The 14,244-nt window shown below is 63.5% G+C and carries 16 protein-coding genes; 5 read left to right on the top strand and 11 right to left on the bottom strand.

What is annotated here, in order from left to right; translation table 11 throughout:
* The first annotated feature begins 7 nt into the window (after positions 1-7).
* Entirely contained in the window at positions 8-253 is a 246-nt protein-coding gene (locus B5483_RS08665; protein ID WP_054945430.1) for a GlsB/YeaQ/YmgE family stress response membrane protein, read from the top strand.
* A gap of 81 nt (positions 254-334) precedes the next feature.
* Here the strand turns inward: B5483_RS08665 and nadB are convergent, their stop codons facing one another.
* Both nadB and B5483_RS08655 read right to left on the bottom strand, forming a co-directional pair.
* Entirely contained in the window at positions 335-1,933 is a 1,599-nt protein-coding gene (gene nadB, locus B5483_RS08660) for an L-aspartate oxidase (protein ID WP_054945429.1), read from the bottom strand.
* 99 nt (positions 1,934-2,032) lie between these two features.
* Positions 2,033-2,977, bottom strand: coding sequence for an ABC transporter ATP-binding protein (locus B5483_RS08655; RefSeq protein WP_054945428.1), 945 nt, complete (start codon positions 2,975-2,977; stop codon positions 2,033-2,035).
* 163 nt (positions 2,978-3,140) lie between these two features.
* Here B5483_RS08655 and B5483_RS08650 point away from each other — a divergent pair, with 163 nt between their 5' ends.
* The 4 genes from B5483_RS08650 to B5483_RS08635 all read left to right on the top strand — a co-directional run bounded on the left by B5483_RS08650 (position 3,141) and on the right by B5483_RS08635 (position 6,067).
* Positions 3,141-3,353 carry a zinc-finger domain-containing protein gene (locus tag B5483_RS08650; protein WP_054945550.1) on the top strand — a complete coding sequence of 71 codons (213 nt, stop codon included), beginning with the start codon at positions 3,141-3,143 and terminating at the stop codon, positions 3,351-3,353.
* 135 nt (positions 3,354-3,488) lie between these two features.
* Positions 3,489-4,907: a metalloprotease TldD gene (gene tldD / locus B5483_RS08645; protein ID WP_079730076.1), complete on the top strand. Its 1,419-nt coding sequence runs from the start codon at positions 3,489-3,491 to the stop codon at positions 4,905-4,907.
* A gap of 109 nt (positions 4,908-5,016) precedes the next feature.
* A complete protein-coding gene (locus tag B5483_RS08640) occupies positions 5,017-5,418 on the top strand; it encodes a hypothetical protein (RefSeq protein ID WP_054948166.1) in 402 nt (133 codons plus the stop codon).
* Positions 5,419-5,662: 244 nt separating this feature from the next.
* Positions 5,663-6,067, top strand: a complete 405-nt coding sequence (locus tag B5483_RS08635) for a DoxX family protein (RefSeq protein ID WP_079730347.1) — start codon at positions 5,663-5,665, stop codon at positions 6,065-6,067.
* Positions 6,068-6,255: 188 nt separating this feature from the next.
* On the opposite strand, the gene B5483_RS08630 is transcribed toward B5483_RS08635, so the two are convergent.
* The 9 genes from B5483_RS08630 to B5483_RS08590 are packed head-to-tail and all read right to left on the bottom strand — an operon-like array spanning position 6,256 to position 14,229.
* Entirely contained in the window at positions 6,256-6,678 is a 423-nt protein-coding gene (locus B5483_RS08630; RefSeq protein WP_079730075.1) for a carboxymuconolactone decarboxylase family protein, read from the bottom strand.
* A 45-nt stretch (positions 6,679-6,723) separates the two neighbouring features.
* The gene (locus tag B5483_RS08625; RefSeq protein ID WP_079730346.1) at positions 6,724-8,154 is read right to left on the bottom strand and encodes an NAD-dependent succinate-semialdehyde dehydrogenase; all 1,431 of its coding nucleotides are present in this window, start codon (positions 8,152-8,154) and stop codon (positions 6,724-6,726) included.
* A gap of 32 nt (positions 8,155-8,186) precedes the next feature.
* Entirely contained in the window at positions 8,187-8,756 is a 570-nt protein-coding gene (locus tag B5483_RS08620) for a cytochrome b (RefSeq protein WP_054948163.1), read from the bottom strand.
* A 26-nt stretch (positions 8,757-8,782) separates the two neighbouring features.
* Positions 8,783-9,559, bottom strand: coding sequence for an SDR family NAD(P)-dependent oxidoreductase (locus tag B5483_RS08615; protein WP_054948162.1), 777 nt, complete (start codon positions 9,557-9,559; stop codon positions 8,783-8,785).
* The gene (locus B5483_RS08610; protein ID WP_079730074.1) at positions 9,556-11,136 is read right to left on the bottom strand and encodes an acetolactate synthase large subunit; all 1,581 of its coding nucleotides are present in this window, start codon (positions 11,134-11,136) and stop codon (positions 9,556-9,558) included. Before B5483_RS08610 ends, B5483_RS08615 begins: the two co-directional genes overlap by 4 nt.
* Positions 11,133-12,074, bottom strand: coding sequence for an alpha/beta fold hydrolase (locus B5483_RS08605; protein ID WP_079730073.1), 942 nt, complete (start codon positions 12,072-12,074; stop codon positions 11,133-11,135). The genes B5483_RS08610 and B5483_RS08605 overlap by 4 nt, the downstream gene beginning before the upstream one ends.
* A 15-nt stretch (positions 12,075-12,089) precedes the next feature.
* On the bottom strand, positions 12,090-12,695 hold the full coding sequence (locus B5483_RS08600; protein WP_054948159.1) for an amino acid synthesis family protein: 606 nt from the start codon (positions 12,693-12,695) through the stop codon (positions 12,090-12,092).
* 48 nt (positions 12,696-12,743) lie between these two features.
* Entirely contained in the window at positions 12,744-13,208 is a 465-nt protein-coding gene (locus tag B5483_RS08595; protein WP_054948158.1) for a VOC family protein, read from the bottom strand.
* Positions 13,195-14,229 (bottom strand): WD40/YVTN/BNR-like repeat-containing protein, encoded by a 1,035-nt coding sequence (locus tag B5483_RS08590; protein WP_054948157.1) that lies wholly within the window; start codon positions 14,227-14,229, stop codon positions 13,195-13,197. The genes B5483_RS08595 and B5483_RS08590 overlap by 14 nt, the downstream gene beginning before the upstream one ends.
* Between the last annotated feature and the right edge of the window lie 15 nt (positions 14,230-14,244).

Below are 14,244 nucleotides of genomic sequence, written 5' to 3'. Positions count from 1 at the left end.
CGGAATCATGCTCAACATCATCGGCGCCATCATCAGCGGCCTCGTCATCGGCGTTCTGGCGCGTTTCTTCTACCCGGGCGCGGTCGACATGGGCTGGATCGCCACGATTCTGCTGGGCATCGGCGGCTCGCTCGTCGCCGGGCTGGTTTCCAGCCGCGGGCAGAGCGATTTCAGCCGCGCCGGCTGCCTCGCCTCGATCATCGGCGCGATCGTGCTGATCTTCCTCGGTCGGCTGCTCGGAATCGGCACCTGATCACGGGTGCCTGCAGCGCGCATCGCTCCCCCGCCTGCGCGGGAATGACGCAAGAGGAGTGCGTACCCGGGCCCCGCCTCTCTAGGGAACCAGCACCGTGTCCTCAGCGACCGGAAGCGTCTCGGGGTAATCGAGCGTGTAGTGCAGGCCGCGGCTCTCGTGACGCCGCAGCGCCGAATCCACGATCAGTTCCGCCGATTGCAGCAGGTTGCGCAGTTCGACGAGATCGGTCGAGACGCGGAAGTGGCGGTAATATTCCTCCACTTCGCCATTGAGCATCTGGATGCGGTGCATCGCACGTTCCAGCCGCTTGGTGGTGCGCACGATGCCGACGTAGTTCCACATGAACCGGCGAATCTCGGTCCAGTTCTGCTTGATGACGACTTCCTCGTCCGAATCGGTGACGCGGCTCTCGTCCCAGTCGCGAATCGGCGGCGGGGCATCGAAAGCGTCCCAGTGGTCGAGAATGTGCGCGGCTGCCGCCTCGCCGAAGACGAAGCATTCGAGCAGCGAATTGGACGCAAGGCGATTCGCCCCGTGCAACCCGCTTTCGGTGCATTCGCCCGCGGCATAGAGCCCGGGCAGGTCGGTCCGTCCGTCCAGATCCACCAGCACGCCGCCGCAGGTGTAGTGCTGCGCCGGCACCACCGGGATCGGCTCCCTGGTCATGTCGATGCCCAGCGAGATCAGCTTCTCGTAGATGTTCGGGAAGTGCTCCTTCACGAACTCGGGCGGACGGTGGCTGATGTCGAGGTGGACATAGTCGAGGCCATAGCGCTTGATCTGGTCGTCGATCGCGCGGGCTACCACGTCGCGCGGCGCCAGTTCGGCGCGCTCGTCATAGTCGGGCATGAAGCGACGCCCGGTGACCGGGTGCCTGAGATGTCCGCCTTCGCCGCGCACCGCCTCGGTAATAAGGAAGTTCTTGACCTCCAGATTGTAGAGGCAGGTCGGGTGGAACTGCATCATCTCCATGTTGGAGACGCGTGCACCGGCACGCCAGGCCATGGCGATCCCGTCCCCGGTGGCGCCGCGCGGCGCAGTACTGAACCGATAGACGCGCCCCGCCCCGCCGGTGGCGAGCACCGTGGCACGCGCCGTATAGGCCTCGACGTGGCCGGTTTCCTCGTTGAGTGCATAGACGCCCCAGATGCGTCCCGAACCGGAATAGCGCATCTCGTGCCGCCCGGTGATAAGGTCGATGCACGAACGGCCCGGCAGCAGGGTAATGTTGGGGCTGTCCTCGGCAGCCTTGAGCAGCGCCTGCTGCACGGCCCAGCCGGTGGCATCGTTGACGTGGACGATGCGGCGATGGGAATGGCCGCCTTCCCGCGTCAGGTGCAGCGCATCGCCTTCCATGTTGAACGGCACGCCCAGTTCGACCAGCCGCCCGATCGCGCTCGGCGCGCGCTCGACGACGTATTCGACCGTCTCCAGCCGGTTGAGGCCCGCACCGGCGACCATCGTGTCACGGATATGCTCTTCGAAGGTGTCTCCGGCATCCAGCACGGCTGCGATGCCGCCCTGCGCCCAGGCGGTGGAGCCACCGGTCAACTGGCCCTTGGCGAGGACCAGAACCTTGAGCTTCGAGGCCAGTGCCAGCGCGGCGGTAAGGCCCGCTGCCCCTGAACCAATGACGACGACATCGTATTGCACGCTACTGCGATCTGACGGTTCCATCCCGCCTCATTGGCGAGAGACGCGCCCAATCGCAATAACCTGCCGGTAGATAGCCTGTCTTTTTGGCTGTTCCGCCCCCTGCCCTCCTACAAGGGCAGGTCAGGCTGCCTGGCTGGTAAGGCTGACGAAGACGTCCTCGAGATCGGCTTCGCGAGTCGTCACGTCGACGATCGAGAACCCCTGCGCCTGCACCGCCGAGAGGATCTCGCCGGCATTGGCGCGGTCCTTGTCGTACGTGATCTCGAGAATGCGTTCGCCGCTCGTCTCGCACTTCACGAAGCCGGGGTGGCTGGGCAGTTCGGTCAGGTCGCGATCGAGCGTGAGCACCAGGATCTTCTCGCGTGCCATGCCCACCAGTTCGCGGGTCGGCTTGTTGGCGATCAGTTCGCCGTGATTGATGATGGCGATGCGGTCGCACAGTTCCTCGGCTTCCTCGAGGTAGTGCGTGGTGAGCACGATCGTCACGCCTTCGCGGTTCATCTCGGTAACCAGTTCCCAGAGCTGGCGGCGCAATTCCACATCGACACCCGCGGTCGGCTCGTCGAGCACCAGCACCGGCGGCTGATGGACAAGCGCCTTGGCGATGAGCAGGCGGCGCTTCATCCCGCCAGACAGCGTGCGCGCATAGGCATCGCGCTTGTCCGCGAGGTGGACGGCGCGCAGCAGTTCCTCGCTGCGGCGCAAATGCTTGGCGATGCCGTAGAGGCCCGCCTGGATCTCCAGCACCTCGTAAGGCGTGAAGAAGGGATCGAAGACGATCTCCTGCGGGACGATACCGATCGAACGCTTTGCATTGCGCTGGTCCCGATCGATGTCGAAGCCCCAGATATCGATCGAACCGGAGGTCTTGCGAACGAGGCCCGCCATGATGTTGATCAGCGTCGACTTGCCCGCGCCGTTGGGGCCGAGCAGACCGAAGATGCCGCCTTCCGGAACATCGAAGGAAACGCCCTTGAGGGCCAGCTTGCCCTCGCCGCCACCGGCCGGGGCGTAGCGCTTCTTGAGGTCGCGAATGGAGATGGCGGGGGCTGAAGTGCTGGTCATTCCTGCGCATTTGGGGGAAGTTGCTTCCCGGGTAAAGCCCCGGCTGGCAAGGCGGTATGCGAGGCCCCTTCCCCGGACCATGCAAGATCTTCCCACACGCGGTTGCGAATCTGCGCCCTTCCCGGCTGGAAATGGCCCGCACTCGCTGCTAATGGCGCAGCTCATGAGCAACGCGCCCGAAACCGTCTACACCGATTCCCATCGCGTCTCCTGCGACGGGGCTTCCGACATCCGCGCCAACGGCGCCTACAAGCCCGCAGCGCTGGGCCATCCGCGCGTGTGGATGGAGATCGACGAAAAGGGTTATGTCGAATGCGGCTATTGCGATCGCCGCTTCGTCCTGAAGGGCGGCCCGGCCGACCGGCAGGCAGCCTGATCGGCACTCGTCCCGGTCATCGGCCGGGACGCCCCTCAATATCACCGGCGCGGGCCCGATAAGGCCCCCCGATAAGGGTCCCCGATAAGGACCATTGCCATTTCAATTCGCGCCGGGGGGCCTATATCCGGTCCTATGACCGTTACTGACCCGCGCTCGCTCCTCTATCGCCAACTCACGCCCGAGGACGCGCAGGCGCTTGCCGCGGAAACGCTGCAGGCCTGCGACGACGGCGAACTCTACATGCAGTTCATGGCGACAGAGGCTTTCGGCTTCGACGACGGCCGGCTCAAGACCGCCGACTATTCGCGCGACGCCGGCTTCGGCCTGCGCGGCGTTTCGGGCGAGATGACCGGTTTCGCCCACGCCAACGAAATTTCCGCCGCCGCGATCCGCCGCGCCGGCGAGACGCTGCAACTGCTTGACCCTGCCACTGGCAAGCGCGCCGCACCGCCACAGAAGAGCAACCAGCACCTCTACACCGATGCCTCGCCACTCGATCTCGTCGGCTTCGGCGAGAAGGTGAAGCTGCTCGAGACCATCGACGCGGCCGCCCGCGCCCGCGACCCGCGTGTCGCGCAGGTCAGCGCGAGCCTCTCAGGTTCGTGGTCGGTGGTCGAAATCGTGCGGGCCGACGGCTTCGTCGCCACCGACGTGCGACCGCTGGTCCGCCTCAACGTCTCGATCGTCGCCGAAAGCAACGGACGACGCGAGACCGGATCGTTCGGCATGGGCGGTCGCTGGCTCTACGACGACCTGTTCAAGCCCGAGAACTGGAACCGCGCCATCGACACCGCGCTCGAACGCGCGCTGATCAACCTTGAAAGCGTCGACGCCCCGGCAGGCGAGATGACCGTACTGCTCGGCCCCGGCTGGCCCGGCGTGCTGCTGCACGAAGCCATCGGCCACGGCCTCGAGGGCGATTTCAACCGCAAGGGCACTTCGGCCTTCACCGGACGCATCGGCGAACGCGTCGGCGCTCCGGGCGTCACCATCGTCGACGACGGCTCGCTCATGGGCCGCCGCGGCTCACTCACCATCGACGACGAGGGCACCCCGACGCGCGAGACGGTGCTGATCGAGGACGGCGTGCTCAAAGGCTACATGCAGGATCGCCTCAATGCGCGCCTGATGGGCGTGGAGCCGACCGGCAATGGGCGCCGCGAGAATTACGCCCATGCCCCGCTGCCGCGCATGACCAATACCTTCATGAAGTCCGGCAACGACGATCCCGAGGAACTGCTCAGCCGCATCGGCAACGGCATCTACGCCAAGAACTTCGGCGGCGGCCAGGTCGACATCGTCTCGGGCAAGTTCGTGTTCTCCTGCACCGAGGCCTACAAGGTCGAAAACGGCAAGCTCGGCGCGCCGATCAAGGGCGCGACGCTGATCGGCGACGGCCCTTCCGTTCTCACCCGGGTCAAGGGCATTGGCAACGACCTGGCACTCGACGAGGGCGTGGGAATATGTGGCAAGGGCGGGCAGAGCGTGCCGGCTGGCGTCGGCCAGCCCAGCCTCCTGATCGAGGGCCTCACCGTCGGCGGAACCGCCTGATATCGGCCCTTGCCCCCCTTCCTCCCAGAGCCTTGGCGGTCAGCTTGGGTTAAGACGCTCCGTGCAACAGTCGCGATGAAAGGGAAGTGGGATCATAAGGAGAAATGACATGCAGAAGGTACTCGCCGCTGTAGCTGTCGTCGCCACGCTCCTTGCCGCACCCGTCGCCGATGCGCGCACCAAGCTCACCGGCGAGGAACAGCTGGCCAAGATGCTCGATGGCCGCGAGGCCGGAAAGCCGGTCAATTGCATTCCGTCCTACATGGCGCAGGACACACGCGTGATCGACAAGACGGCGATCGTCTATCGCATCGGCAAAACGCTTTACGTCAACCGCCCGACCAATGCCGATTCACTCGACGACGACGACATTCTCGTCACCAAGCTGTACTCCAGCCAGCTGTGCCGTCTCGACACCGTGCAGTTGCACGATCGCGGCAGCCGATTCTGGAGCGGCTTCGTCGGACTTCAGGACTTCGTGCCCTACACCAAGGTCGCTTCGGCCAAGTAAGCGCCAGCGCCATAAGACCAAGAGGTCCCCTGCGGAAGACGGCCGGGAGTTTCTCGCGGCCGTCTTCTCATTTGCGCAACCGATACGCCAAACAAATTAATGTCTTGCAGTGGTTGCAATCCACAAGCGACCTGCGGCATGTCCAGCGCCCTCGAGCCTACCCTGGCTTGGCAACTTATGCGCCCGGGCAACAGGCTCGGGCGCATTTTTCATGCGCGCGACGCTTTATGGAAGGGAAGCCAGCATGACCATACGATCCGGCTGCCGATGGCTCCTTGCCGTGCTCTATGCAGCAGCAGGCGTGCTCCACCTCGCCCTTCCCGGCCCGTTTCTCTCGATTGTACCGCCGTGGGTTCCGTTTCCGGCAAGCGTCATCGCGCTGACCGGCCTTGCCGAGTTGGCTGGCGCGGCAGGGCTGGCCCAGCCTTTCTCACCCGCGCTGCGACGTGCTGCGGCTTGGGGTCTTGCCGCCTATGCGCTGTGTGTCTGGCCGGCTAACGTGCAGCATATGCTGATCGACATGGCGAGGCCGGACAATGGCCTTGGGCTTGCCTATCACGTGCCCCGGCTCGCCCTGCAACCGGTGCTGATCTGGTGGGCGCTATGGGCGGGCAAGGTTACCGCCTGGCCCTTCCGTTCACGCCCCTGAGCCCGCTCCAGCCCTCTCGGCGCCGGAGCCGATTTCCTTCCGAAATCGGCTCGGCCCTCCTCCAGACAGGGCTTTCAGGTGTTCCACGGCTCACGCATGGACGACGCCGTGAACGGCCCGCTCAGGCTCACTATACAGGTGTCACCGCGAAATGTGGCGGTCAGGAGGCCACAGTTTCAGTGCCAGCCCTACGCGCCGCCCCCGGTAGCTTCGACTTCCGCTGCATCGGCCGATTCAGCTTCGTACTCGGCGATGGCCTCCGAAGCGATACGGGTCGAATCGATGCCCGCCGGGATCCCGCAATAGACTGCAACCTGCAGCAGGGCTTCCCTGATCTCTTCATGCGTCAGGCCGTTGCGAAGGGCCGCCTTGACGTGAAGGCGCAACTCATGCGGGCGGTTCAGCGCACTGATCATGGCAAGGTTGATCAAGCTGCGATCGCGGCGGGCCAGGCCCGGTCGCGACCAGATCTCGCCCCAGCAGTAGGTAGTCGAAAGCTCCTGCATCGGGCGGGTGAATTCATCCGCCCGAGCCATGGCATTCTCAACATATGCGGCGCCCAGAACTTCCTTGCGCAACTTCAGGCCGCGTTCAAACCGATCTTCGCTCATCGCCAGATACCTTTCAGCCCTGCCCTGTGCCGTCTTCCGGACAGGTCAAAGTCCGCCCACGAGGCAGTACTTTACATTCATGTAATCCGCCAGACCGTGGCTCGATCCTTCGCGCCCGAAACCGGATTCCTTCACGCCGCCGAACGGGGCAACTTCCGTGGAGATCAGGCCGTCATTGACACCTACCATGCCGTACTCCAGCCCTTCCATCATCCGCCATTGGCGCGCCGCGTCAGTGGTAAAGATGTAGGCTGCAAGGCCGAAGGGCGTGTCGTTGGCGATCCGCAGCGCCTCGGCTTCGTCCTCGAAGCGCAGTACCGGTGCGACAGGGCCGAATATTTCCTGGGATGCAATCGCCATCTCGGCGGTTACCCCGGCAAGCACCACGGGAGCATGGAAGGAGCCAGCTTCGGGAGCCGTAGCACTACCGCCGACGCGCACCGCGCCTTCTTCGATCGCCCGGGCAACAAGGCCGGACACGCGCTTGACCGCGCGATCGTCGATCAGCGGTCCCATCGTCGACGAGGCGTTGATGCCATTATCGACCCGCAACTGCGCAACGGCCGCCGCCAGCCTTTCAACGAATGCGTCATGGATGCCGGCCTGGACGAGAAAGCGGTTGGCGCAGACGCAGGTCTGCCCGGCATTTCGAAAGCGCGAAGCCAGGGCGCCGGCCACTGCGCGGTCCAGGTCCGCATCGTCGAACACGATGAACGGCGCGTTGCCGCCCAGTTCGAGGCTCAGGCGCTTAACCTGGCCTGCGGCCTTGGCCATGATGACCTTGCCCACTTCAGTCGAGCCGGTGAAGCTGATCTTGCGCACCAGCGGATGGGTGCAGAACAAGTCACCCGCTGCGGGAGAATTGCGCGCGGGCGTGACCCGAAACAAGGTATCGGGCACGCCAGCCCGATGTGCCAGCGTTTCCAATGCCAACGCCGAGAGCGGCGTGGCATCGGCCGGCTTGACGATGATCGAACACCCCGCGGCAAGCGCGGGCGCAACCTTCCGGGTGATCATCGCCAAGGGGAAGTTCCAGGGCGTGATCGCCGCGCAAGTGCCAACCGGCTGGCGCAGCGTGAGCACCCGTTTGTCGGTCGCAAAGCTGGGAATCACCTCGCCGTAAGCACGGCGCGCCTCTTCCGAAAACCATTCTATGAAGGCTGCGCCGTACTTTACCTCGGCCCGCGCCTCGGCCAGTGGCTTGCCGCTCTCCAGCGTCATCAGCAAAGCAAGCTCTTCGGCATGGTCGACGATCAGGTCGTACCATGCCCGCAGCACATCGCTGCGATCCTTGGCGGTGCGCGCGGCCCAGCCATGCCGGGCCGCATCGGCCGCCTCGATCATCGCCGTTATTTCGCCGATATCATATAGCCGGGCATGGGCAATAAGCCCGCCGTCTGCCGGATTGATAACCCCGATCCCGTCCTGGCTATCCAAAGTGTCGGGACGCAAGAGTCCAAGGGCAGAATCTGCCATCATGGTATCGCCTTATTGTTCGGGTGTGACTGTCAGAGCATCCGCGGCAGGACGTCGGTTTCCCCACCCTTGTCGAGGATGCGGTGCTTGAGCGCGCCGACCACGTGGAGACAGACGAGGCCGAGCAATACATACGCGCTGTATTGGTGCAGAGTATCGAACACTTCGAATGCCGCGTCGTTCTTGGGCAGGATCTCAGGCACTTCACCGAAGAAGAAGAACGGGACACCATCGCTCTGCGTGAAGCTCGCCGACATCGAGTAACCCAGCAGGGGAACCAGAACCGTCAACAGCATGATCAAGCGGTGAACGATGTGCGAAAGGGTCTTTTCCCAGGGCTTGAGCGCTTCCGGCTCATGCGGGAGGATACGCCGATTGCGCCAACGGATCGTCAGATGCACCACCGCCAGCAGCCAAACGAGAACGCCGAACTGCTTGTGATTGTGGTAGAACATGTCGAAAGTGTCGAGCGGCGTACTCTCAGGCAGGCCGGTCATGTACCAGCCCGACCAGATCAGGCCGAGGATGATGACCGCACGCACCCAGTGCAGGATCCGCATCGAAAGAGGGTACTTTGGGGTAGCCGCCGTATCACCAGCCATGATCAGTCTCCTTTTTTATAAGCATCCTAGAGGTAAATACCGCGCGAATAGCCGCCATCGACGGTAAGCGACTGTCCGGTGACCGCCGCATTCGGTGCCGTCGCGATAAACGTGACAAGCCGTCCGACCGCCTCGACATCCAGGATTGAGCCGGTGGGAATATCGGCCGTGAACTCCGCCTCGACGATCGCACTGTCGACACCGCGCTCGTGCGCCAACTCGACAAAGAGTTCGTCCAGATGCGGTGTCCGCACAATACCGGGATGCACCGCATTGACGGTGATGCCGAATGGACCAAGCTGGTCCGACAGCACTTTCGTCAGGTGCGAAACCGCGACATTGCGAAGTCCGCTCAGCGTGTCGCTGGACCGCCCGGTCAGGCCTCCGATATTGATGACGTGTCCCGAACCTTGCGCCTTCATCGCCGGCACAACGGCCTGAGTATAGCGCAAATACCCGCCGACCTTTGTGTCTACATCGGTAATCAGCAGATCGACGTCGACATCCTCGATCGCGCCACCGATCGGATTCGAACTCGCCGCGGCGTTGACCAGCACGTCAATCCGGCCGAAGCGATCGAGCGTCGCTTCGACCATGAGAGCAATCTGCTCCGGACTGGTTGCATCCGATACAAGCGGGACGACTTGACCGTGCGCTTCCAAGGACCGTGCAGCTGCTTCAAGCCGCTCCAGGCTTCGTGCGGTAATCACGACTCTGAAACCAGCCGCGCACAGTTCACGCACGATCCCCGGGGCGATTCCTCCACTGCCACCCGTGACGATGGCTACCGGTGCCGTGCTCAAGGCAGTTCCGCCTGAATCAGCAGCGGCCCGTCAAGGGCAAGACCTTCGCTGAGAGCCGCAGCCAGTTCACCCGAAGTTGTGACCTTGATAGCCTTCACGCCATAGCCAGCCGCCAGCGACACCCAGTCCACGCGCGGATTGTCGAGCTTGGTCAGCCCGGCGATCACGGTATCGTCCAGAGGCGCTTCCGCACGCGTCAGCTCGGTCTGCAGGATGGCATAACGATGGTTCGCAGCCATGATGACAGTCACCGGCAGCTTTTCACGCGCCATCGTCCACAACGACTGCAAAGTATACTGAGCGCTGCCGTCGGATTGAAGCGAGACGACCCGGGATTCGGGCGCCGCCAGGGCCGCACCCACCGCACAGGGCAGCCCCTGCCCGATCGCTCCGCCGGTATTGGTCATCACCCGATGGCGACGCGCGCGATGCGCGTTGCGCAGCCACGGTCCACCCAGGGTCGAGCCTTCCAGCGAAATGATGGTGTCTTCTGGCAGTTGGGCGATCAGTTCCTCGATCACCAGCGCCGGAGTCAGAGCGGCATCGCGATCACCCGTCGCAAGTGCCGGTTCTGCCGCGGGCTGCACCGGCAGCGTGGCGGCATCAAAAGCCTCGCACAACTGCTCGAGCGCTGCGACGGCATCGTGTTCGGGGCCGGCAAGCCTTACTAGATTTTCCTCGACGACGAGCTGGCTGGGATAACCTTCATAGCCGAAATAGCTGATCGGCATGCGCGATCCGGCAAGCACGACCTTGGCAGAGCCCATCTGCGCGATCACATCGTCAGGGAAATAGGCCTGCCGTTCGACCGCCGGAAGGTCACCGCCCAGCGTCACGATAGCAGGGTAAGGCTCCATCAGCAGTCGCCCGCCAAGATGCGCCGCCAGTGCCGCACCGGCACGGATGCCGGCCTCGCACAGGGCATTGCCACCCAGCAGGACGATCACATCGTCCGCCCCGTCCAGTGCCGCCCGCGCCTGGCTGATCACGCCGGCATCTACCGGAGTGCCTGCCCATTCGCGGGCCACAAGCTGCGCCTTATCACCAACCGCGGCCGCATCGATCACATCGGTCGGGACGACAAGCGTTGCCGCTCCGCCTTCCGCTTCGCACGTCGCGGCGAAAGCGGCATCGACATCGGCAGCGATGGCCCCGGTCGAGGCCATGCGAATGACCTGCCGTGAAACCGGGGAGGCCAGCGATTCGATGTCGGACGTCAACGGAGCATCGTATTCCAGATGCCAGGTCGCATGATCGCCAATCAGGTTGATGATACGCGAACCGGCGCGACGGGCATTATGCAGGTTGGCAATGCCGTTGGCGAAGCCTGGGCCGAGGTGCAGCAGCGTCATCGGAACCTTGCCCGAGACACGCGCGTATCCGTCAGCTGCCCCGGTGCAGACACCTTCGAACAGGCTGAGAACCGAACGGATCTTGCCATTGCGCGCCAAGGCACTGACCATCGTCAACTCGGTGGTACCCGGATTGGCGAAGCAGATCGTCGACCCTCCTTCGAAGAGGGCATCGAACATCACGTCCGCGCCGGTGCGCTCGCTGCGCGGAGATTGTTCGCTCATGCTGTCTGTTCCTGTCTTGTGCGCCCATCAATTGCTGCACGGGCGCTCACCCCGGCGAGGAAACCTTCGACAAGTCGAACGAAATCCTGCGGTGCATCATCATGGACATAGTGCGATGCGCCATCCACAGTGGCATGGCGCAGCATGGAGTTCTGCCCCTCCAGCTTGCGCACGGCATCGAGATTGCAAAAATCGGAGCGACCGCCCCGGATGACCAGGGTCGGCACGTCGATGGCGGCTATAACCGGCCAAAGATCGACCACCCGCGCCGGGTCGGGAGCGATGCGCGTTTCGGCGATTCCCTCAGCGTCGTAGCGCCAGATCACCGAACCATCTTCCTGCGCGCGCATGCTTTCCCAAAGGCGCTCCTCAATGGCGACATCGCCCACGTTGGGACGCAGCTTGCGCCAATAGGCCCGCGCCTCGCCCCAGTCCGCAAAACGGGTTGGCAGAGCCCGCATTTCCCGGACGATCCGTTCGAAGCCCTCGCCGGAAACCGAGGAACCGGCGGTAATGTCCTCGACGACCAAGGCCTCGAGCCGTTCGGGATTGCTGGCCGCGTAAACGTAGGACGTGGTGCCGCCCATGGAATGCCCGATCAGCACGAACCGATCGAGACCGAGCGCGGCCACCACGGCCTCGAGATCGGTGACGTAAGCGTCGGTGTAATAGTTGCGACCGCGATCCCAGTCGCTCTCTCCGCGACCGCGCGCGTCGAAAGCGATGAGATGAAAACGGTCGCCGAGAGCCTGAGCCAGATTACGCCAGGTTCCGGAGTAGCCCCGAAGACCGTGCAGCAGGACGATCGCCGGATTGGCCGGCGATCCCCACTCACGCACGTGGATGCCCACGTCGCCATTGACAACAGTGCGTGTCCGCTCGCCTTCCAACAGCGAAATGGCGGACGGCGGCATATCCGGAACCTGAGACGCAGACATCAGATCACGCTTCCTTCAGGTCAGGCCGTTGCCTTCGGCGTCTTCTGCGCGCAGGCCACCGAGGCGTGCGTTGAGACGACCGCGCGTGGCGAAAGCCCAGCATACGATGACTTCATCGGCCTTCGGGCCGTCATCGAACGACACGCTCATGGTGTCGTAGTGCGACCGGACATAAAGGGCGTCCTTGTGACCAAGCGGAATGTCGAGGATCGTGCCCGGCACGCCGCGCTTGCCGGTCGACGGAACCCACGACGCACCACCACCGACGGCCTTGCGGACGGGATCGGCGGCAGGGTTGGTCAGCAGGGCATTGCCGTGTTCGTATTCACCGTCGAGCCCGACGAGGATCGCCTTGCCGTAGCTTTCGATCTTCGCTCCGCCCGAAAGGGCGTTGAGACGCCGACCGAATTCCTCGCCAAGCGCAGGCGAAGCTTCGATCCATGCCGAAAGGTCCTCGACGTACTGCCCGGCATAGGGGTTCTTGAGGCATGCACCGACCATGTACTTGAACAGGGGCGCGCCATCGGCGGCGGCACCCGTCTCGCCTGCCCAGATTTCCTGAACCTGGGCGTACCAGCGACGAACGTGAAAAGCGCCGAAATTGGAAGCGTAATTAGTCATGGTAGATTCCTACACTATACCTTGTGCAATAAATGCCGGCACGCCCGATCACAGTTGGATCGGATCGGCCTGTCCCTGATTGCGATTGAGTTCAGCCTGCGAAAGGCCACCCGCCTGCGGAATCTTCTGGCAGAACACCTCAAGCATGTGTCCGTCCGGATCGTAGAAGTAGATCCCTACCGACACCCCGTGATCGAGTATCTCGGCGATCTCCACACCACGCTCCTTGAAGAAGTCGTAGTTGGCGCGCAGGTCGTCCATGCTGGTGCCGGCCATCATCAGGCCGATATGCTCGAACTCCTTGCCCTTGGCCGCGCCTTCCTCGGCCTTGAACAGGGCAATGTCGTGGTCGCTTTCGCCGAAGCTCATGAACACGCCGCCCTTGTAGGGGCCATCGCCGGCGCGAGCCGTGATCTTCATGTTGAGCACGTCGCAGTACCACTGCGCGGAGGCTTCCGGATCGCGCACAAAGAGAACGATGTGCGCGATGCGATCGACTTTAATTGGTGACATGCGGCAACCCCAGATCTTCCGGAACGCCCGGAATCCAAGTCAGGTCGGTGATCTCGTTGAACTCGCGCCATTCCTTGGCCCAAGTCCGCCCACCGTCGGTGCTGCGATAGAGATACCCGAACTTGCTTGCGGAAAGGAGGAAATCCGGGTCTGCCGGATTAGATCCGAAGGCCCACATGCAGGAGTTCGAAGGCTTGTCCAGCTCCGAACGGGTCCAGGTCAGGCCAGCATCGTCGGAAGTCAGGATCGCCGCGGTCGTTCCCGGCGTACCATCGCCGATGCCTACCGCGAGCTGCGTGGCACTGCCCGGCTTGCGGACCATGATACGCGAATAGCGCAGGCCCCACGCTTCCTTGGCAGGCGTCCGTTCCCACGTCTTGCCGCCGTCGGTCGAACGGTAGAGCGCGATCACCGTCAGGGCGAGATGGACCTTGCTGCCATCATCCTGCGGCAGGATCATGATGTCGTGCAGGTCCGAATTGCCGCCGAACTCCGACCAGGTCGTGTCGATGCGGTCCCAGGTGTCACCGCCATCGCGGCTCCGCCAAAGTCCACCTTCCTCGACACCGGCCCAAACGTCGTTGGCATCATCGGGATCGACGACCACGGCAAGCATCCGCGGGCGATTCACGCCTTCGCAGAATTCCGGCATTTCCAGGGAAGTCTGTTCCCAGGTCTGCCCGCCATCGCGCGAGCGGAACAGGGCCGATCGCGAAGGGGCGCCGGTGCCGGCGTACATGACCTTCGGATCGCTCTCGCTAACAGCCAGCTTCCACACCGCGTAGCCATTGAGCGCGCAGTCGATCCGGCGCCAGTGGACACCGCAATCCTCGCTGTAGAAGAGGCCCTTTTCAGCGCCTGCGAAAACCGCATCGGGGTTGGCCGGATCGACCAGGAGACAGCGCACGCGGTCGTCGTACTCCAGATCCTGCCGGATATTGATGCGATACCAGCTTTTGCCGTCATCGTGGCTGCGCATGACGGCTTGTCCGTCGGTTGCAACAATGAGTGTTCTGCTCATGAGTGTCCCGTTCCT

Source organism: Novosphingobium mathurense (assembly GCF_900168325.1).
GTDB lineage: Bacteria > Pseudomonadota > Alphaproteobacteria > Sphingomonadales > Sphingomonadaceae > Novosphingobium > Novosphingobium mathurense.
This window is presented reverse-complemented; position numbering and strand designations above follow the sequence as displayed.